The following is a 20,130-nucleotide window of genomic DNA, read 5'->3' as shown; positions in this document are numbered from 1 at the left end:
TTTTTGCGGTGTATGTAATGGCCTCATCGGGGGCAAGCCCCCTCCCACAGGATGTACGCGGTCAACTGTGGGAGGGGGCTTGCCCCCGATGAGGCCATTCCGGACACCACAAGCCTCAAAGAAAAAGCCCTGATCGCAAGACCAGGGCTTTTTCATTTACAGGCCGTTTTTAGCCTTGAACTCCCGACGCCTGCGATGCAACACCGGCTCGGTATAACCATTAGGCTGTTTGGTGCCTTCAATCACCAACTCCACCGCCGCCTGGAACGCGATATTGCTATCGAAGTCCGGCGCCAGCGGGCGGTACAACGCATCCCCGGCATTCTGACGGTCTACCACCGGCGCCATGCGCTTGAGGCTTTCCATCACCTGATCCTGAGTGACCACGCCGTGGCGCAGCCAGTTGGCGATGTGCTGGCTGGAAATGCGCAGGGTGGCGCGGTCTTCCATCAGGCCGATGTCGTTGATGTCCGGCACTTTCGAGCAGCCGACGCCCTGGTCGATCCAGCGCACCACATAACCGAGGATGCCCTGGGCGTTGTTGTCCAGCTCGTTGCGGATTTCTTCGTCCGACCAGTTAGGGTTGTTCGCCAGCGGGATGGTCAGGATATCGTCCAGCGACGCGCGCTCGCGCTTGGCCAGTTCGGCCTGGCGCGCGAACACGTCGACCTTGTGGTAGTGCAACGCGTGCAACGCAGCCGCCGTCGGCGACGGCACCCAGGCGGTGTTGGCGCCGGCCAGCGGGTGGGCGATTTTCTGTTCGAGCATCGCCGCCATCAGGTCGGGCATGGCCCACATGCCTTTACCGATCTGCGCACGGCCTTGCAGGCCAGTAGCGAGGCCGATATCGACGTTCCAGTTTTCGTAGGCGCCGATCCATTTTTCCGTCTTCATCGCGGCCTTGCGCACCATCGCGCCGGCTTCCATGGAGGTGTGGATTTCATCGCCGGTGCGGTCGAGGAAGCCGGTGTTGATAAACACCACGCGCTCGCTGGCGGCCTTGATGCAGGCCTTGAGGTTGACCGTGGTACGGCGCTCCTCGTCCATGATCCCGACCTTGAGGGTGTTGCGCGGCAGGTTCAGCACGTCTTCGATGCGGCCGAACAGCTCGTTGGTGAATGCCGCTTCTTCCGGGCCGTGCATCTTTGGTTTCACGATGTACACGGAGCCGGTGCGGCTGTTCTTGCGGCTGCTGTTGCCGTTGAGGCTGTGGATCGCCGCCAGGCTGGTGAGCAGGCCGTCGAGAATACCTTCCGGTACTTCGTTGCCGTTTTTGTCGAGGATCGCGTCGATGGTCATCAAGTGGCCAACGTTGCGCACGAACAGCAGCGAGCGACCGTGCAGTGTCACGTCCTGGCCATTCACGCCGGTGTAGACGCGGTCGGCGTTCATGGTGCGGGTGAAGGTCTTGCCGCCTTTGGCCACTTCTTCGGCCAAGTCGCCTTTCATCAGGCCGAGCCAGTTGCGGTAGATCACCACTTTGTCGTCGGCATCGACGGCGGCGACGGAGTCTTCGCAGTCCATGATGGTGGTCAGCGCGGCTTCCATCAGCACGTCTTTGACGCCGGCCGCATCGGTCTGGCCGACCGGGGTGCTGGCATCGATCTGGATTTCGAAATGCAGGCCGTTGTGTTTGAGCAGGATCGCAATCGGCTGGGCGCTGTCGCCCTGGAAACCGATCAACTGGGCATCGTCGCGCAGGCCACTGTTGCTGCCGCCTTTGAGGCTGACCACGAGTTTGCCGTCAACGATCTTGTAGCCAGTGGAATCGACGTGGCTGCCGGCGCTGAGCGGTGCGGCTTCGTCGAGGAAGGCGCGGGCGAAGGCGATGACCTTGTCGCCGCGCACCTTGTTGTAGCCCTGGCCCTTTTCGGCGCCGTCGGCTTCGCTGATGGCGTCGGTGCCATACAGCGCGTCATACAGCGAGCCCCAGCGCGCATTGGAGGCGTTGAGGGCGAAACGGGCGTTCATCACCGGCACAACCAGCTGGGGGCCGGCCATGCGGGCGATTTCGTCATCGACGTTTTGGGTCGAGGCCTGGAAGTCTGCGGCTTCTGGCAGCAGGTATCCGATATCTTGCAGGAAGGCTTTGTAGGCCACCGGGTCATGCGCCTGGCCGGCGTGAGTCTGGTGCCAGGTGTCGATCCGCGCTTGGAAATCGTCGCGTTTGGCGAGTAGGGCTTTGTTCTTCGGTGCCAGGTCGTGGATGACCTTGTCGGCACCGGCCCAGAACTGGTCGGCAGTGATGCCGGTACCGGGAATGGCTTCGTTGTTCACGAAGTCGAACAGGACTTTGGCGACCTGCAGGCCACCGACTTGAACGTGTTCAGTCATTGCTTGCCTCACTCTGCGGAGCTTATGCGCTTTTCAGCTTTTCAATTTACCAATGAAGCCTCTGGCCATTTAAACCGCGGGCACGCTGCGCCGGTACATGCCTGTGAAGGCGGCTGGGCAGGCTGTGTCGCGGAGCATGGTTGCCGTGGCAGACATCGACCCAACGTTATGTAGTGCGCGATTGCGCATACTACATGATGACTTGCGCTTGTGAAAATTAGACTAAATACGTCGTTTAGCGACCCACTTTGGTCGTATGGTCACAGTGGGGTCTGGGATGTTCTCAAGAAACAGATGGATTGTTCCAGATAAATATAAAAATGGTACACGATTTGTTTTCGTGGGCATCTGCGTCCACCTTGTAGATTGAATTCCAGAGGGCTTCGCCATGGACCATCTTGTACTCACTATCATTGCCGCCGACAAACCCGGCCTGGTTGAACGCATTGCGCAGAACATCGCGGCCCACGGCGGCAACTGGCTGGAGAGCCGCATGGCGCACATGGCCGGGCAGTTTGCCGGGATTCTGAGGGTCAGCGTTCCCGCCGAGAACCGTCAGGCCCTGGTGAATGCGCTGGAGGACTTATCCACACACGGCATCCGCGTGCTGGTGGGCGAGAGCGGCGCCGGGCAGGCGGCGGCGTCCAAACCGATCACCATGACGCTGGTAGGTAACGACCGGCCGGGGATCGTGCGTGAGATCACCGCGCTGTTGAGCAAGCAGGGGGTGAACCTCGAACGCTTGAGTACCGACGTGCGCCCGGCGCCGATGAGCGGCGATCCGCTGTTCCACGCCGATGCATCACTGGCGGTGCCGTCTGGCTTGGCGCTGGACACCCTGCAAGCGGCCCTGGAAACCCTGGCCGACGACTTGATGGTGGAGTTGGAACTGCGCCGCGAGGAATAACCACCCACAAGGTTATGCATGGAAATCTTGCATGGGCCTGTGGATAACCTGTAGAGACCCGGCGCCAGGCCACGCCGGCCGTGCGTCTCCGTCACCTGAGCAAAAAACGAGCAGTTTCAAGGGCTTGTACACAAATGGCGGGGATCAGGTTGTGGATAACCTTGGGGTGGTTCTCTGCAAGCCATGCGGGCCGTGGCTTGCAGAAGTTTGTACGTTATTTGATCAGCGTTTGCGCACGGTCAGCCAGGCGTCCAGGCTGTAGACCACCAGGCCGGCCCAGATAAACGCGAAGGCGATCAGCGTGCTGGTTGCCAGTTGTTCACCAAACAGCAGCACCGCTTCGAGCAGTACCAGGGTCGGCGCCACGTACTGCAAAAAGCCCAGGGCGGTGTAGGGCAAATGCCGTGCGGCGGCGTTGAAGCACACCAGTGGGATCAGCGTCACCGGGCCGGCGGCCACCAGCCACCAGGCTTCGGACGTACTCCAGAATGCCAGCTGCGCGCTGTGCGCCGACGGGTTGAACAGCAACCAGGCGACGGCGATCGGCACCAACATCCAGGTTTCCACCACCAGCCCCGGCAGTGCCTTGACCGGCGCCTGCTTGCGGATCAGGCCATAGAAACCGAAGGTCAGCGCCAGCGCCAGCGACACCCACGGCAAACTGCCCACCTGCCACACCTGTTGCGCCACCCCCGCGGCGGCGAGACCGACGGCGAGCCATTGCAGGCGGCGCAGGCGTTCGCCGAGGAGCAGCATGCCGAGCAACACGTTCACCAGCGGGTTGATGTAGTAACCCAGGCTGGCTTCGAGCATGCGTCCGCTGTTCACCGACCACACATAGGTCAGCCAGTTAGCCGCAATCAACGCCCCGCTGAGCGCCAGGATCGCCAGGCGCCGCGGGTTATCGCGCAGTTCGCGGAACCAGCCGGGGTGTTTCCAGACCATCAGCAACAGCGTGCCGAACAGCGCCGACCAGAGCACACGGTGTACGATGATTTCGGCGGCGGGGACACTGGCGATGGCTTTGAAATAGAGCGGGAACAGACCCCAGATGACATAGGCGCTCAGGCCCAGGATGTAGCCCTTGCGGGGGTTGGCGGCGTGCATTGCAGAATCCTTGCTTAGGCAGCTAACAAAGCGCGATTGTAAGGATATTTGTCCGCTCGTGGGGCCTGCAGTGCTTTATGTGGGAGGGGCTTGCTCCCTCCCACAGGAAGCAACGCCGTCAGAACAGTTTCAGCGGTTCTTCGTTGAGCGCCGACAACTGTTCGCGCAACGCCAACACCTGATCACCCCAATACCGCTCACTGCCGAACCACGGAAAGCTGTGGGGGAACGCCGGGTCATCCCAGCGCCGCGCCAGCCAGGCGCTGTAGTGCATCAGGCGCAGGGCCCGCAGCGGTTCGATCAGCGCCAGTTCGCGTGGGTCGAAATCGTGGAACTCCTGGTAGCCGTCCATCAACTCCGACAGCTGGCCCAGACATTCCTGACGGTCGCCGGCGAGCATCATCCACAGGTCCTGTACGGCCGGGCCCATGCGGCAGTCATCGAGGTCGACGATGTGGAACATCTCGTCGCGGCACATCATGTTGCCGGGGTGGCAATCGCCGTGCATGCGGATGTTCTTGTGCGGCGTGGCCTTGTACACCTCTTCCACACGCTTGAGCAGGTCGCGGGCCACGGACTCGTAGGCCGGCAGCAGGCTTTTGGGAATGAAGTTGCCTTCGAGCAGGGTGGTCAGGGAGTCGTGGCCGAAGTTCTTCACGCCCAGGGCTTCGCGGTGTTCGAACGGGCGGGTCGCGCCGACCGCGTGCAAGCGCCCGAGCAACTGGCCAAGGCGATAGAGCTGGTCCAGATTGCCCGGCTCCGGCGCCCGGCCGCCACGGCGCGGGAACAGGGCGAAGCGGAACCCGGCGTGTTCGAACAGGCTTGAGCCGTTATGGATCATCGGCGCGACCACCGGCACATCACACTCGGCCAGCTCGAAGGTGAAGCTGTGTTCTTCGAGGATCGCTTCGTTGGTCCAGCGCTGCGGCCGGTAGAACTTGGCGATCAGCGGCTCGGCGTCTTCGATGCCCACTTGATACACACGGTTTTCGTAGCTGTTGAGCGCCAATACGCGTGCGTCGCTGAGGAAGCCGATACTTTCGACAGCATCGAGCACCAGGTCGGGGGTGAGTGTTTCAAACGGATGGGCCATGCGAACTCCTGCGCGCAGCAGGGCGCCGCGTCCGGCCGGGTATGGTAACGCACCGGGCTTGAGATAGGGGGCGGCTGTGCCATTGCTATCGGGGGCAAGCCCCCTCCCACAGTTGAAGGTATTCACAAATCAAAATGTGGCAGAGGGCTTGCCCCCTCTCACAGTTGAAGGTATTCACAAATCAACATGTGGCAGGGGCAAGCCCCCTCTCACAGTTGAAGGTATTCACAAATCAACATGTGGCAGGGGTAAGCCCCCTCCCACAGTTGAAGGTATTCACAAATCAAAATGTGGCAGGGGCAAGCCCCCTCTCACAGTTGAAGGTATTCACAAATCAACATGTGGCAGGGGCAAGCCCCCTCCCACAGTTGAAGGTATTCACAAATCAACATGTGGCAGGGGTAAGCCCCCTCTCACAGTTGAAGGTATTCACAACTCAACATGTGGCAGGGGCAAGCCCCCTCTCACAGTTGAAGGTATTCACAACTCAACATGTGGCAGGGGCAAGCCCCTCCCACAGTTGAAGGTATTCACAACTCAACATGTGGCAGGGGCAAGCCCCCTCTCACAGTTGAAGGTATTCACAAATCAACATGTGGGAGGGGGCTTGCCCCCGATAGCGGTCTGTCAGGCGCCCACGATCCCACCATCATCCCGCCGAATCGCCATCACCGACGAACGCGGCTTGCCATTGGGCAGATGCTCCGGCCACGTCGAACCACCGGTTTCGCCGGGATGCTGAATCCCCACGAACAAGGTCTTCTGATCCGGCGAGAAGCTGATCCCCGTCACCTCGCACGCCACCGGCCCGACCATGAAACGGCGGATTTCCCCAGTGTTGGGGTCGGCGCAGAGCATCTGGTTATTGCCCATGCCGGCGAAGTCGCCGCCGTTGCTGTAGTCACCGTCGGTCAGAATCCACAGGCGCCCGGCTTTGTCGAAACCCAGGCCATCGGGGCTGTTGAACATGTTCTGCGGGTTGATGTTCGACGAGCCGCCCTTCGGCGTACCGGCATGCACGCCGGGGTTGCCCGCGACCACAAACAGATCCCAGGTGAAATCGGCGGCGCCGTGGTTATCGGCGTTGGGCTTCCAGCGCAGGATCTGGCCGTAGACGTTTTTCTCGCGTGGGTTGGGCCCACCGACCGGCTGGCCGTCTTCGCCGCGCTTGGCGTTGTTGGTCAGGGTGCAATAGACCTGGCCGTCGGTGGGGCTGACCACGATCCATTCCGGGCGGTCCATGCGCGTGGCTTTCACCACACTGGCAGCCAGGCGTGCATGGATCAGCACTTCGGCCTGGCTGGCGAAACCGGTGCTGGCGTCGATGCCGTTCTTGCCATGGGTCAACTCGACCCACTGGCCGTTGCCCTTGGGGTGGTCGGCGTTGCCGTCGCCAGCGTCGAAGATCGCCACAAACAACGTGCCATGGTCGAGCAGGTCTTTGTTGGCCTTGGGGTTCTGGTGGTCGATCGGGTCGCGGCTGACGAACTTGTAGATGAATTCGCCGCGCTCGTCGTCGCCCATGTACACCACGGCGCGGCCGTCGCGGGTTTCCGCGAGGGCTGCGTTTTCATGCTTGAAGCGGCCGAGGGCGGTGCGTTTGACGGGGGTGGAGTGCGGGTCGAACGGGTCGATTTCCACCACCCAGCCATGGCGATTGAGTTCGTTGGGATTCTTGGCCATATCGAAACGCGGGTCGTGCAGGTGCCAGTTGATCTCTTTGCTCGCCGCCACCACGCCGTAGCGCTTTTGCCCGGCGTCGAAGGTTTGTTGTGGGTTGCTGCTGCCGAAGCAGTCGGTGAAGTTCTCTTCGCACGTCAGATAAGTGCCCCACGGCGTCTTGCCGTTGGCGCAGTTCTGGAAGGTGCCGAGGGCTTTTTTGCCGGATTTGTCGGCGCTGGTTTTCAGCCAGTCATGGCCGGCCGCCGGGCCGCTCAGGCGGATCGGCGAGTTGCCGTGGATGCGCCGGTTGTAGCGCGAGTCCTGGACGAACTGCCAGGTGTCGCCCTGGCGGCGCACTTCGATCACCGACACACCTTCGCTGGCCTGGGCCTTGCGCACGTCTTCGGCCGATTGCGGCGCGCCGCCGTGGGCGAAGAGGTAGCGGTAGTTGGTGTATTCGTTATTGATCGCCATCAGCGCGCGGTTGTCGTCGCCGGGGAAGGCGAACAGGCTCATGCCATCGTTGTTGTCACCGAACTGCTGCTCCTGGGCCTTGGCCGTGCCGTTGCCGGACGGGTCGAACGCCGGGGCATTCTTGTGCAGCGGCTGGCCCCAACTGATCAGCACCGAGGCGCTGTAGCCGGGCGGCAGGGTGATGCTGTCGCTGGTGGCAGCGGCGATGCTGGCGAACCCCAGCAGCGGGCTGGCGTTGGCGGCGTTCACGGCCAGCGCGCTGCGGGTCAGCAGGTTGCCGCCGAGGAACATCGCGGCTCCGCACAGGGCACCGGCGCCGATGAAGCGGCGGCGGGTGAGGCCGACCATCTGTTCGAGGTCGGTGGCTTGGTTTTCTTCTAATAGGCTCATGTCAGGCTCCCTGCGGTTTTTGCAGACACCATAAGGAGCGGGCATGACGAAATTGTTGCAGTTTGACGGCGGGCGCAGCAGGCCCGGCGCTTAGACGGGCGTGCCGAGCAATACATTGCTCGGCGCGAATTGCACCTGGATCGGCTGGCCTTCGGCGGCACCCAGGGCCTTGAGCGCGTGGGGCTGGGCCAGGGCGCAAAGTACCTGGCCGTTGGGCAGGGCGATTCGCACTTCGCTGGGGCCGTCCTCGGCGTCGAGAATGACGTCGACGTTGCCGATCAGGCAATTGTGTCCAGGTGTTTCTGGGTGCTGGCTGGCACACACCTCCAGCCAGCCGGCCTTGATCAGGGCGACCACTTCGACACCGGCTTCCAGCTCCAGCCGTTGCGTGCTGTCGTGGGTGATCTGCGCGCTCAGGCTCAGGCCGCCGGCCAGTTGCAGGCGGATCAGATCATTGCGGCCATGACGCTCGATGGCGACGACCTGGCCATGCAGTTGGTTGCGCGCACTGGTGCGCAGCATCAGGCGGCCCAGCAGGTTGAAGTCGCTGGCGGCTTCGTCCGAGCCGAGCACTTCGGCCTGTAACACTTGCAGGCGCTGATAGAGGCGCAGCACGCGCTCGCCTTCGGCCGTCAGCCTGGCGCCGCCGCCGCCCTTGCCGCCGACGCTGCGTTCCACCAACGGTTTTTGCGCGAGGTTGTTCAGTTCGTCGATGGCGTCCCAGGCCGCTTTGTAGCTCAAGCCGGCGCTTTTCGCCGCGCGGGTGATCGAGCCCTGCTCGGCGATATGCGCGAGCAAAGCGATGCGCTGCGGGCGACGGATGATGTGTTGGCTGAGGGAGGTCGGCAGAGACATGGGGTTACGCTTCGATGAGATGAGCGGAACGTTGCGGGCAAGGCCGGCCGGAGTCAAGTCAGGCACCCGGTTTGGGCGTGCGCGCCAGGCAGTACACGTCGACCTGCCGCGCTCCGGCCTCCATCAACAGACGTGCCAGGCTATGGGCGGTCGCACCGGTGGTGAGCACGTCGTCGACCAGCGCAAAGTGGCGGTCCTGTACCGCCATGCCACGCGCCAGGCTGAAGGCGCCGCGCAGGTTGCGTTGGCGGCTCTTGGCGTCGAGCGCCTGTTGCGCGACGGTTTCACTGGGGCGTAACAACAGGTGTTCATTGTAGGCAATGTGCAGTTCGGCGCTGAGCCAGCGTGCCAGCATCAACGCCTGGTTATAACCGCGCTCGCGCAGGCGTTTGCGCGCCATGGGCACCGGCAGCAGGCAGTCGGGGCGCGGCAGTTCGGCGTTGTCGAAGCGGTGTTGCAGATGGCGTCCCAGCAAGCGCCCCAGCAGATGCCCGAGGGGCCAGCGCGCCTGATGCTTGAAGCGGCTGATCAGGCTATCGACGGGGAAGCTGTAGCGCCAGGCGGCAATGACCTGTTTAAAGGCTGGCGGGTGTTTCTGGCATTGGCCGCAGATCAGACCGTCCAGCGGCAGGGGCAGGGCGCAGACCTCGCACTGCTCCATCAGCCAGGGCAGCTCGGTTTCGCAGGCGTTGCACACACAATCGGCCGACTCAGTGGCTTCATCGCAGATTAAACAGTACTGTACGTTTTTTGACCATATGTAAACTTGGTGTTTGTATCCAGGTTGACAGTGCATGAATCTTCCTTAAATATGCCGAGCATCCGTGTCGTGCCTGTGGGTATTGCCCTTCCCGCAGCGTTTGCCAAAGCATAATCAAGGAATCGCCCATGAGCGCCAGCACCACTGCCACCCTGCGTCACGATTGGTCCTTGGCCGAAGTCAAAGCACTGTTCGTGCAACCGTTCAATGACCTGTTGTTCCAGGCGCAGACCGTACACCGCGCGCATTTCGATGCGAACCGTGTGCAGGTGTCGACCCTGCTGTCGATCAAGACCGGCGCCTGCCCGGAAGATTGCAAATATTGTCCGCAGTCGGGCCACTACAACACCGGCCTGGAAAAAGAAAAGCTGATGGAAGTGCAGAAGGTCCTCGAAGAGGCGGCCCGCGCCAAGGCCATCGGTTCGACCCGCTTCTGCATGGGCGCGGCGTGGAAACATCCGTCGGCCAAAGACATGCCCTACGTGCTGCAGATGGTCAAAGGCGTGAAGGCCATGGGCCTGGAAACCTGCATGACCCTCGGCCGTCTCGACCAGGACCAGACCGAAGCCCTCGCCCAGGCCGGCCTCGACTACTACAACCACAACCTCGACACGTCGCCGGAGTTCTACGGCTCGATCATCACCACCCGCACCTACGCCGAGCGCCTGCAAACCCTGGCCTATGTGCGCGATTCGGGGATGAAGATCTGCTCCGGCGGCATTCTCGGCATGGGCGAGTCCCTCGACGACCGCGCCAACCTGCTGATCCAGCTGGCCAACCTGCCGGAGCATCCGGAATCGGTGCCGATCAATATGCTGGTGAAGGTGGCCGGCACGCCGCTGGAAAACGCCGAGGAGATCGACCCGTTCGACTTTATCCGCATGCTGGCGGTGGCGCGCATCCTGATGCCGCAGTCCCATGTGCGCCTGTCGGCCGGCCGTGAGGCGATGAACGAGCAGATGCAGGCCCTGGCGTTCTTTGCTGGCGCCAACTCGATCTTCTACGGCGACAAACTGCTGACCACCGCCAACCCGCAGGCCGACAAGGACATGCAACTGTTCTCGCGCCTGGGCATCTTGCCGGAAGCGCGGGAAGAGCACGCCGACGAAGTCCACCAGGCGGCGATCGAGCAAGCGTTGGTGGAACAGAAAAGCAGCGAGCAGTTCTACAACGCCGCGGTTTAAAGCACCACGGCGATCCAAATGTGGGAGTTGGCTTGCCTGCGATAGCGGTCTTTCTGACACTTCGGTGGTGACAGTCCTGCCGCTATCGCAGGTAAGCCAACTCCCACAGGGGATCGCGCCCTGTCTTACATTTCTCTGATCTGCCGAGGCCTGCATGTCTTTCGATCTCGCCGCGCGTCTCGCTGCCCGTCGTGCCGAACACCTTTACCGCCAACGCCCTCTGCTGGACAGCCCGCAAGGCCCGGAAGTGGTGGTGGACGGTCAACCGTTACTGGCGTTCTGCAGTAACGATTACCTGGGCCTGGCCAATCACCCGCAGGTGATCGAGGCCTGGCGTGCCGGTGCGTCCCGTTGGGGCGTGGGCGGTGGCGCTTCGCACCTGGTGGTCGGGCATGCCACGCCGCACCATGCGCTGGAAGAAGCCCTGGCCGACTTCACCGGACGCCCGCGTGCGTTGTTGTTTACCACCGGTTACATGGCCAACCTCGGCGCGGTCACGGCGCTGGTGGGGCAGGGCGATACGGTGCTGGAAGACCGCCTCAACCATGCTTCATTGCTGGATGCCGGCCTGCTGTCCGGGGCGCGCTTCAATCGCTACCTGCACAACGACGCCGCCAGCCTGGCCAAGCGCCTGGAGAAAGCCACCGGCAATACCCTGGTGGTCACCGATGGCGTGTTCAGCATGGACGGCAACCTCGCCGACTTGCCGGCGCTGGCCCGTGAAGCGCGGGCCAAAGGCGCCTGGTTGATGGTGGACGACGCCCATGGTTTCGGCCCGTTGGGCGCGAACGGCGGCGGTATCGTCGAGCATTTCGGCCTGAGCCAGGCGGATGTGCCGGTGCTGGTCGGCACCCTGGGCAAAGCGTTCGGCACTGCTGGCGCCTTTGTCGCGGGCAGTGATGACTTGATCGAAAGCCTGATCCAGTTCGCCCGGCCCTACATCTACACCACCAGCCAACCCCCGGCCCTGGCCTGCGCCACCCTGAAAAGCCTGGAGCTGCTGCGCACCGAGCATTGGCGGCGCGAGCACCTCAACGGCCTGATCCGCCAGTTCCGTCACGGCGCCGAGCAGATCGGCCTGACGCTGATGGACAGCTTCACGCCGATTCAGCCGATCCTGATCGGCGACAGTGCCAAGGCCATGGCGTTGTCGCGGATGTTGCGCGAGCGCGGCCTGATGGTCACCGCGATCCGCCCGCCCACCGTGCCCGCCGGCAGCGCCCGTTTGCGCGTGACGCTGACCGCGGCCCACAGCGCGGCGCAGGTGCAGCTATTGTTAAACGCATTGGAAGCGTGTTTCCGCTTGTCCGGTACGACGGAGCCCGACCATGCGTGATCGCTTGATCCTGCTGCCCGGCTGGGGCCTCGGCGTGTCGCCGCTGGAACCGTTGGTCGCCGCCCTGCACGGCCTGAACGAACACCTGCGCGTACAGGTCGAGCCGTTGCCGGCGTTGGCCTCCAGCGACCTGGATGAATGGCTCGACGAACTCGACGCGAGCCTGCCGGACAACGCCTGGCTCGGTGGCTGGTCGTTGGGCGGCATGCTCGCTTCCGAGCTGGCCGCGCGGCGCGGCGAGCGTTGTTGTGGGTTGCTGACCCTGGCGAGCAACCCGTGTTTCGTCGCCCGTGATGGCTGGCCGAACGCGATGCCCGGCGCAACCTTCGAGGCGTTCCTCGCCGGTTGCCACGCCGACGCCCCGGTCACCCTCAAGCGCTTCGGCCTGTTGTGCGCCAAAGGCGCCGCGGACCCGCGCGGCTTGGCGCGTCTGTTGGCCAGCGCGGCACCACAGACGCCGTCGGACGTGTTGATGAGCGGCCTCGAGCTGCTTGCCCAACTGGATACCCGCGACGCCTTGGTGGCCTTCCGCGGCCCGCAATTGCACCTGTTCGCGGGCCTGGATGAATTGGTGCCCGCCGAAGCCGCCAGCGACCTGCTGAGCCTGCTGCCCGATGTCGAAATCGGCCTGATTGAACAGGCCGGCCACGCTTTTCTCCTGGAGGACCCCCACGGTGTAGCGGGGGCCATCCAGGCTTTTTTGCACGAGTGCGTTGATGACTGATTTAGCCCATGCCTGCCTGCCAGGCGCGTTGCCGGACAAGCGCCAGGTGGCGGCCTCCTTTTCCCGTGCCGCCGCCAGTTACGACAGCGTGGCCGAGTTGCAGCGCGCGGTGGGGCATGAATTGCTGACCCGTCTGCCGCCGGCCTGCAGTGCGCAGCGCTGGTTGGACATGGGCTGCGGCACCGGTTATTTCAGCCGCGTGCTGGGCGAACGGCTGCCGGCCGGCCAAGGCGTGGCGCTGGATATTGCCCAAGGCATGCTCGACCATGCGCGGCCGTTGGGCGGCGCGCAGCATTTCATCGCCGGTGACGCCGAGCGCCTGCCGTTGCAGGCGGCCAGCTGCGGGTTGATTTTCTCCAGCCTGGCGGTGCAATGGTGCGCGGATTTCGCGGCGGTGCTCAGCGAAGCCCATCGCGTGCTGCAGCCGGGCGGCGTGCTGGCGTTCGCCAGCTTGTGCGTGGGCACATTGGACGAGTTGCGCGAAAGCTGGCGGGCGGTGGACGGGCGGGTCCACGTCAACCGCTTCCGCAGCTTCGAAGCCTATCAACAGCTGTGCGCGGCCAGTGACTTCAAGGTGCGGAGCCTGGAGCGGCGTGCTCATGTGTTGCATTACCCGGATGTGCGCAGCCTGACCCACGAATTGAAAGCGCTTGGCGCGCACAATCTCAACCCGGGGCGGCCGGGAGGGTTGACGGGCCGCGCGCGGATTGTTGCACTGATCGACGCCTACGAGCAGTTCCGCCAGGCCCAGGGCCTGCCGGCCACCTACCAAGTGGTGTACGCCGTACTGGAGAAACCTCTATGAACGCCGCTTATTTCATCACCGGCACCGATACCGATGTCGGCAAGACCACCATCGCCGCCGGCCTGCTGCATGCCGCGCGCCTGGCCGGCAAAAGCACCGCCGCCGGCAAGCCGGTGGCTTCCGGTTGCCAGGTCACCGCCAAAGGCTTGCGCAACGCCGATGCGCTGGCACTGCTGGCCGAGTGTTCGTTGCCGTTGAGTTATGCCGAGGTCAACCCGGTGGCGTTCGAGCCGGCCATCGCGCCGCACCTGGCTGCGCGCGAGGCGGGCGTTGCGCTGACGGTGCAATCGCTGCTCAAACCCATGCAACAGATCCTGGCGCGAAAAGCGGATTTCACCCTGATCGAAGGCGCGGGCGGCTGGCGCGTGCCGTTGGCCGACCAGGACAACCTGTCCGACCTGGCCATGGCGCTGCAATTGCCGGTGATCCTGGTGGTGGGCGTGCGCCTGGGGTGCATCAGCCATGCCCTGCTCACCGCCGAAGCGATCGCACGCGATGGCCTGCCGCTGGCCGGTTGGGTGGCGAATATCATCGAGCCGAAGACCTCTCGTCTGGAAGAAAACCTCGCCACCCTGGCCGAACGCTTGCCCGCGCCGTGCCTGGGCCGGGTGCCCAAACTCAAGCACGCCAGCAGCGACGCGGTGGCTGAGTACCTGCACTTGGACTTGCTTGACTGATTTTGGCTATCGATAAGGCATTATGCCATTAGCGTTTTTGACGGGCCTTTTGCCAGGATGTCTGTTTCAATTCAACTTCACGATTCTCTCAGCAGGTCCACGCCATGGAAATCTCTGGCAGCAGTGCGTTTTATTCAGGCCTGAGTACCATTCAAACCGGGCAGAGCCGCGTCGACCAGGCCGCCGGCAGGATTGCCAGCACCGCCACTACCCAGCCGTCGGACGCCCAGAGCGACCTGCTACGGGCCAATGACCGCGCCCAGCCGACCAACTCGGCGAGCAATATGGTCGAAATGGCCCAAGGCAAGTTTCAGGTGGAGCTGGGCGCGAAAGTCGCCAAGGCTTCCGATGAAATGCTCGGCACGTTGATCGACACCTTCGCCTGACCCCCTGAAGCAACGCGGTGTGCCAGGCACACCGCTCGCGCCTGCACCTTCGCCTTTTTCCCGATAACCCTTGTGGCGCCTCGCCGCAGGCATCGTCGTGCGCGCTCTTGAGCGGTGTCATGACAAACGGCAGCGGGACGACGCTTGACATCCCCAGGTGGTAAACGTATGTTTCAAACACCTGTTTGACCGCCATAACAAATCCCACGCGGTTGTTCATCCCAGACACATCAGCAGAGGTTTATCGCTATGCCTGACTACAAGGCCCCCTTGCGTGATATTCGCTTCGTTCGTGACGAACTGCTCGGCTATGAAGCGCATTATCAAAGCCTGCCGGCTTGCCAGGACGCTACTCCGGACATGGTTGACGCCATTCTCGAAGAAGGCGCCAAGTTTTGTGAGCAAGTACTGGCACCGTTGAACCGCGTGGGTGACATCGAAGGGTGTACCTGGAGCGAGTCAGGCGTTAAGACCCCTACTGGTTTCAAAGAAGCCTACAAACAGTTCGTTGAAGGCGGCTGGCCGAGCCTGGCCCATGACGTGGAGCACGGTGGCCAAGGCCTGCCGGAATCCCTGGGCCTGGCGGTCAGCGAAATGGTCGGCGAAGCCAACTGGTCGTGGGGCATGTACCCAGGCCTGTCCCATGGCGCGATGAACACCATCTCCGAGCACGGCACCCCCGAGCAACAAGACGCCTACCTGACCAAGCTGGTGTCGGGCGAATGGACCGGCACCATGTGCCTGACCGAGCCTCACTGTGGCACCGACCTGGGCATGCTGCGCACCAAGGCCGAACCTCAGGCCGACGGCACCTACAAAGTCTCCGGCACCAAGATCTTCATCTCGGCCGGCGAACACGACATGGCCGACAACATCGTCCATATCGTCCTGGCCCGCCTGCCGGACGCACCGGCCGGTACCAAAGGCATCTCGCTGTTCATCGTGCCCAAATTCCTGCCGAACGCCGATGGCTCGATCGGTGCGCGCAACGCGGTGACCTGCGGTTCCCTGGAACATAAGATGGGCATCCACGGTAACGCCACCTGCGTGATGAACTTCGACGCAGCCACCGGTTTCCTGATCGGCCCGGCGAACAAAGGCCTGAACTGCATGTTCACCTTTATGAACACCGCTCGCCTGGGCACCGCGCTGCAAGGCCTGGCCCACGCCGAGATCGGCTTCCAGGGCGGCCTGAAATACGCTCGCGATCGCCTGCAAATGCGTTCCCTGACCGGCCCGAAAGCGCCGGACAAAGCGGCCGATCCGATCATCGTCCACCCCGACGTGCGCCGTATGCTGCTGACCATGAAAGCCTTCGCCGAAGGTAACCGTGCGATGGTGTACTTCACCGCCAAGCAAGTGGACATCGTCAAGTACGGCACCGACGACGAAGCCAAGAAACAGGCCGATGGCCTGCTGGCCTTCATGACCCCGATCGCCAAGGCGTTCATGACCGAAGTCGGCTTCGAGTCCGCCAACCACGGCGTGCAGATCTACGGCGGTCACGGCTTCATCGCCGAGTGGGGCATGGAGCAGAACGTGCGCGACAGCCGCATTTCGATGCTGTACGAAGGCACCACCGGCATCCAGGCGCTGGACCTGCTCGGCCGTAAAGTACTGATGACCCAAGGCGAAGCGCTGAAGGGCTTCACCAAGATCGTCCACAAGTTCTGCCAGGCCAACGAAGGCAACGAAGCGGTCAAAGAGTTCGTGACACCGCTGGCCGCGCTGAACAAAGAGTGGGGCGAGTTGACCATGAAGGTTGGCATGGCGGCGATGAAAGACCGTGAAGAAGTCGGTGCCGCGTCGGTGGACTACCTGATGTACTCCGGTTACGCCTGCCTGGCTTACTTCTGGGCCGACATGGCACGCCTGGCGGCCGAAAAACTGGCCGCCGGCACCAGCGAAGCGGCGTTCTACACCGCCAAGCTGCAGACCGCGCGCTTCTACTTCCAGCGCATCCTGCCGCGTACCCGTACTCACATGGCCACCATGCTGTCGGGCGCCAACAACCTGATGGACATGAAAGAAGAGGACTTCGGCCTGGCTTACTAAGCCTCACCGAGCCCACTTGAAAAACCGTCGCTCCTGTTGGGGGCGACGGTTTTTTTTTGCCGAGAAAAAACGCAGCGGGGCGCTCAGGGATTGCGATTGGCTGCCGTTACAGTGATGGCAATGTGATACAGGCCGGGCAGGGTATGTTTAACTGTCTGGAGTAAGGCACAGTGCCATCATTCCTGGCGGGTCGGAGTTTTACCCTTGTCACGCGCGTCCGCTTTACGTTTCAGTCATTTCCTCCCTTCATTGCTGCTGTTACTGGCCGGGCTCTCGGCTGCGTATGTCAAGGACCTCAACGTCTTCTTCACCTCGCTGTTCAACGTGTTGCCGACCCTGGTGCTGTTGCTCGGCGGTTCGTATTGCGCGGTCTATCGTCGCCAGCGTGAACTGTTCCTGATGATCACGGTGTACATCGCCTACTTCCTGCTCGACACCCAGACCGACTACTACCGCGACAACGGCCGCGTGCGCGAAGACGCCGCGGTGGTGTTCCACTTGTGCTGCCTGTTGCTGCCGCTGCTGTTCGGCCTCTATGGGCTGTGGCAGGAAAAAACCCACTTGTTCCGTGATTTTGTCGCGCGCTGTGCGGTGCTGCTGGCGGTCGGCAGCGTCGCGTTGGCGCTGGAGCAAAGTTATCCCCAGGCGCTGCTGAACTGGCTGGCGGAAATTCGCTGGCCGGCGCTGCATGGCGCCTGGATGAGCCTGATCCAGCTGTCGTACCCGATGTTCCTGATCGGTTTCCTGACCCTGGCGGCGCAATACTGGTACCAGCCGCGCCCGCTGCACGCGGCGCAGATGGTGGGGCTGGTGGGATTGTTCTGGATGTTGCCGCAGACGTTTATCCTGCCGTTCACCCTGAACATCATGTGCAGCCAGGTGATGCTGATGATTGCGGCCGCGGTGGCCCACGAGGCGTATCAGATGGCGTTCCGTGACGAGTTGACCGGCCTGCCGGGGCGCCGCGCACTCAATGAGCGCATGCAGCGACTGGGGCGCAACTATGTGCTGGCGATGAGCGACGTCGATCACTTCAAGCGCTTCAACGACACCCATGGCCACGATGTCGGCGACCAGGTGCTGCGCCTGGTCGCCAGCAAGCTGTCGAAGGTCAATGGCGGCGGACGCGCCTACCGTTATGGCGGTGAAGAGTTCGCCGTGGTGTTTGCCGGCAAGACCCTGGATGAATGCATGCCGCACCTGGAAGAAATCCGCGAGATCATCGCCAACTACGACATCAAGCTGCGCAACCCGGACCGCCCGCAGGATGACCTGCAAGGTCGCCAGCGGCGCGCGGGCAGCGGTGCGTCGAGTGTCTCGGTGACCATCAGCATCGGCGTGGCCGAGCGCCAGGCCGAGCACCGCACCTCCGAAGAGGTGCTCAAATCCGCCGACCAGGCGCTGTATGCCGCCAAGGGCGCGGGGCGTAACTGCGTGATTGCGGCCGGGCAAAACCGCCGTGGCGCGGTACGCACGCAGAGTGCTGCCGGTTGAGTGATGGTGCTGTATTCAGCGGCGCTACAGTGATTGTCCGGGGCGGTGGCCGGCAGTAGGTTGAAACCATCTGCTGCCGGAGACATTGCCATGCCTGAGTACAAAGCTCCCCTGCGCGACATGCGCTTTCTGATCGACAACGTGTTTGATTTTCACGCTCACTACGCCGCCCTTGGCGCGACGGACGCCAGCCCGGACATGGTCAGCGCGATCCTCGAAGAAGGTGCGAAATTCTGCGAGAACGTGCTCGCGCCGCTCAACCGCAGCGGCGATGAAGAAGGCTGCCATTTCGACAAAGGCGTGGTGACCACGCCCAAGGGCTTCAAGGAAGCCTTCGCCCAGTATGTACAAGGCGGCTGGCACGGCGTGGCAGCCGACCCGGCCTACGGCGGTCAAGGCTTGCCGCAATCCCTGGGGCTGGTGCTCAGCGAAATGATCGGCTCCAGCAACACCTCCTGGGGCATGTACCCGGGGCTGACCCACGGCGCGATGTCGGCGATCCACGCCCACGGCAGCGCCGAACAGAAAGCCACCTACCTGAGCAAACTCACCGCTGGCGAATGGACTGGCACCATGTGCCTGACCGAAGCCCACTGCGGCACCGACCTGGGCCTGATCAAGACCCGCGCCGTGCCTCAGGCGGATGGCAGCTATGCGGTCAGCGGCAGCAAGATCTTCATCTCTGCCGGTGAGCACGACCTGAGCGCCAACATCATCCACCTGGTGCTGGCCAAGCTGCCGGACGCCCCGGCCGGCACCAAAGGCATCTCGCTGTTTATCGTGCCCAAGTTCCATGCCGATTCGGGCGAGCGCAACGCGGTGCATTGCGGCTCCATCGAGCACAAGATGGGGATCAAGGCCTCGGCCACCTGCGTGCTGAACTTCGACGGGGCCAAGGGCTTTTTGATCGGCGAGGCGAACAAAGGCCTCAACTGCATGTTCACCATGATGAACCACGCGCGCCTCGGCACCGGGATGCAAGGGCTGTGCAACGGCGAAGCGAGCTTCCAGGGCGCGATCAGGTACGCCAACGACCGCCTGCAAATGCGCGCGCTGACCGGCGCCAAGGCCCCGGAAAAAGCCGCCGACCCGATCATCGTCCATCCCGACGTGCGGCGCATGCTGCTGACCATGAAGGCGTTCAACGAAGGCAACCGGGCGCTCACCTATTTCACCGCGCAACTGCTCGACACCGCGCACTTGAGCAGCGACGCCGGCCAGCGCCAGGAGGCCGAAGACCTGTTGGCATTCCTCACGCCGATCTGCAAAGCCTTCATGACCGACACCGGGCTGGAAGTGACCAACCACGGCATGCAGGTGTTCGGCGGCCATGGTTTTATTCGCGAGTGGGGCATGGAGCAGTTGGTGCGCGATTGCCGCATTGCGTCGATCTACGAAGGCACCAACGGGATCCAGGCGCTCGACTTGCTGGGGCGCAAGGTGTTGGGCAGCCAGGGCAAGCTGCTGCGCGGTTTTACCCGGATTGTGCATAAGTTCTGTGAGGCGAATGCCGAGCATGCGCAGCTCAAGGCGTATGTGGCGCAGCTTGATCAACTGAACCGGCAATGGGGCGAGCTGACGACCGAGGTCGGCATGGCCGCGATGAAAAACCCTGACGAAGTGGGCGCCGCCGCGGTGGACTACTTGATGTACAGCGGCTACATCGTCCTCGCCTATTTGTGGCTGCGCATGGCGATCGCGGCGCAGACCCACGACGATGCCGACTTCGCCAAGGCCAAGCTGGCCACCTGCGACTTTTACTTCAAGCGCCTGCTGCCGCGCACTGCCACCCATCGGGCTGCCGTGCAAGCGGGCAGCGAGTGCCTGATGAGTCTGCCTGCGGAGGCATTCGGCGGCTGATGACTTAAAAATACCAATCAGTCAAAA

At 62.9% G+C, this 20,130-nt stretch carries 16 protein-coding genes; 10 read left to right on the top strand and 6 right to left on the bottom strand.

What is annotated here, in order from left to right:
* Nucleotides 1–156 precede the first annotated feature (156 nt).
* Entirely contained in the window at nt 157–2,334 is a 2,178-nt protein-coding gene (locus tag RGV59_RS02975; RefSeq protein ID WP_046489083.1) for a malate synthase G, read from the bottom strand.
* Between the two features lie 388 nt (nt 2,335–2,722).
* On the opposite strand from RGV59_RS02975, the gene RGV59_RS02970 reads away from it, so the two are divergent.
* Nucleotides 2,723–3,241, top strand: coding sequence for a glycine cleavage system protein R (locus RGV59_RS02970; protein WP_017847852.1), 519 nt, complete (start codon nt 2,723–2,725; stop codon nt 3,239–3,241).
* A 222-nt stretch (nt 3,242–3,463) separates the two neighbouring features.
* Here the strand turns inward: RGV59_RS02970 and rarD are convergent, their stop codons facing one another.
* The 5 genes from rarD to RGV59_RS02945 all read right to left on the bottom strand — a co-directional run bounded on the left by rarD (nt 3,464) and on the right by RGV59_RS02945 (nt 9,618).
* Nucleotides 3,464–4,348, bottom strand: coding sequence for an EamA family transporter RarD (rarD, locus tag RGV59_RS02965; RefSeq protein ID WP_017847851.1), 885 nt, complete (start codon nt 4,346–4,348; stop codon nt 3,464–3,466).
* A 118-nt stretch (nt 4,349–4,466) separates the two neighbouring features.
* Nucleotides 4,467–5,441 (bottom strand): serine/threonine protein kinase, encoded by a 975-nt coding sequence (locus RGV59_RS02960; protein WP_046489085.1) that lies wholly within the window; start codon nt 5,439–5,441, stop codon nt 4,467–4,469.
* 627 nt (nt 5,442–6,068) lie between these two features.
* Complete coding sequence (locus RGV59_RS02955; RefSeq protein WP_046489087.1) at nt 6,069–7,967, bottom strand: PhoX family protein; 1,899 nt, start codon at nt 7,965–7,967, stop codon at nt 6,069–6,071.
* 90 nt (nt 7,968–8,057) lie between these two features.
* Nucleotides 8,058–8,822 (bottom strand): TOBE domain-containing protein, encoded by a 765-nt coding sequence (locus RGV59_RS02950; RefSeq protein WP_322246870.1) that lies wholly within the window; start codon nt 8,820–8,822, stop codon nt 8,058–8,060.
* 58 nt (nt 8,823–8,880) lie between these two features.
* Entirely contained in the window at nt 8,881–9,618 is a 738-nt protein-coding gene (locus RGV59_RS02945; RefSeq protein ID WP_322246869.1) for a ComF family protein, read from the bottom strand.
* 92 nt (nt 9,619–9,710) lie between these two features.
* On the opposite strand from RGV59_RS02945, the gene bioB reads away from it, so the two are divergent.
* The 9 genes from bioB to RGV59_RS02900 all read left to right on the top strand — a co-directional run bounded on the left by bioB (nt 9,711) and on the right by RGV59_RS02900 (nt 20,103).
* Nucleotides 9,711–10,766, top strand: a complete 1,056-nt coding sequence (gene bioB, locus RGV59_RS02940) for a biotin synthase BioB (protein WP_017847846.1) — start codon at nt 9,711–9,713, stop codon at nt 10,764–10,766.
* A 154-nt stretch (nt 10,767–10,920) separates the two neighbouring features.
* Nucleotides 10,921–12,102 (top strand): 8-amino-7-oxononanoate synthase, encoded by a 1,182-nt coding sequence (gene bioF, locus RGV59_RS02935; protein ID WP_017847845.1) that lies wholly within the window; start codon nt 10,921–10,923, stop codon nt 12,100–12,102.
* The gene (locus RGV59_RS02930; protein ID WP_322246868.1) at nt 12,095–12,826 is read left to right on the top strand and encodes an alpha/beta fold hydrolase; all 732 of its coding nucleotides are present in this window, start codon (nt 12,095–12,097) and stop codon (nt 12,824–12,826) included. Before bioF ends, RGV59_RS02930 begins: the two co-directional genes overlap by 8 nt.
* Nucleotides 12,819–13,631 (top strand): malonyl-ACP O-methyltransferase BioC, encoded by an 813-nt coding sequence (gene bioC, locus RGV59_RS02925; RefSeq protein WP_169881918.1) that lies wholly within the window; start codon nt 12,819–12,821, stop codon nt 13,629–13,631. The genes RGV59_RS02930 and bioC overlap by 8 nt, the downstream gene beginning before the upstream one ends.
* Nucleotides 13,628–14,308, top strand: a complete 681-nt coding sequence (gene bioD / locus RGV59_RS02920) for a dethiobiotin synthase (RefSeq protein ID WP_017847842.1) — start codon at nt 13,628–13,630, stop codon at nt 14,306–14,308. The genes bioC and bioD overlap by 4 nt, the downstream gene beginning before the upstream one ends.
* Nucleotides 14,309–14,412: 104 nt before the next feature.
* Nucleotides 14,413–14,694, top strand: coding sequence for a hypothetical protein (locus tag RGV59_RS02915; protein WP_046489100.1), 282 nt, complete (start codon nt 14,413–14,415; stop codon nt 14,692–14,694).
* Between the two features lie 249 nt (nt 14,695–14,943).
* Complete coding sequence (locus RGV59_RS02910) at nt 14,944–16,749, top strand: phenylacyl-CoA dehydrogenase (protein WP_322246867.1); 1,806 nt, start codon at nt 14,944–14,946, stop codon at nt 16,747–16,749.
* A gap of 204 nt (nt 16,750–16,953) precedes the next feature.
* Complete coding sequence (locus RGV59_RS02905; protein WP_046489103.1) at nt 16,954–18,243, top strand: sensor domain-containing diguanylate cyclase; 1,290 nt, start codon at nt 16,954–16,956, stop codon at nt 18,241–18,243.
* A gap of 90 nt (nt 18,244–18,333) precedes the next feature.
* Nucleotides 18,334–20,103 (top strand): acyl-CoA dehydrogenase C-terminal domain-containing protein, encoded by a 1,770-nt coding sequence (locus tag RGV59_RS02900; protein ID WP_046489105.1) that lies wholly within the window; start codon nt 18,334–18,336, stop codon nt 20,101–20,103.
* Nucleotides 20,104–20,130: the final 27 nt, after the last annotated feature.

Origin of the sequence: Pseudomonas sp. FG1 (assembly GCF_034313875.1) — a bacterium.
GTDB lineage: Bacteria > Pseudomonadota > Gammaproteobacteria > Pseudomonadales > Pseudomonadaceae > Aquipseudomonas > Aquipseudomonas veronii.
The sequence above is the reverse complement of the archived record's forward strand: the minus strand, read 5'-3'. Positions and strand labels throughout refer to the sequence as shown.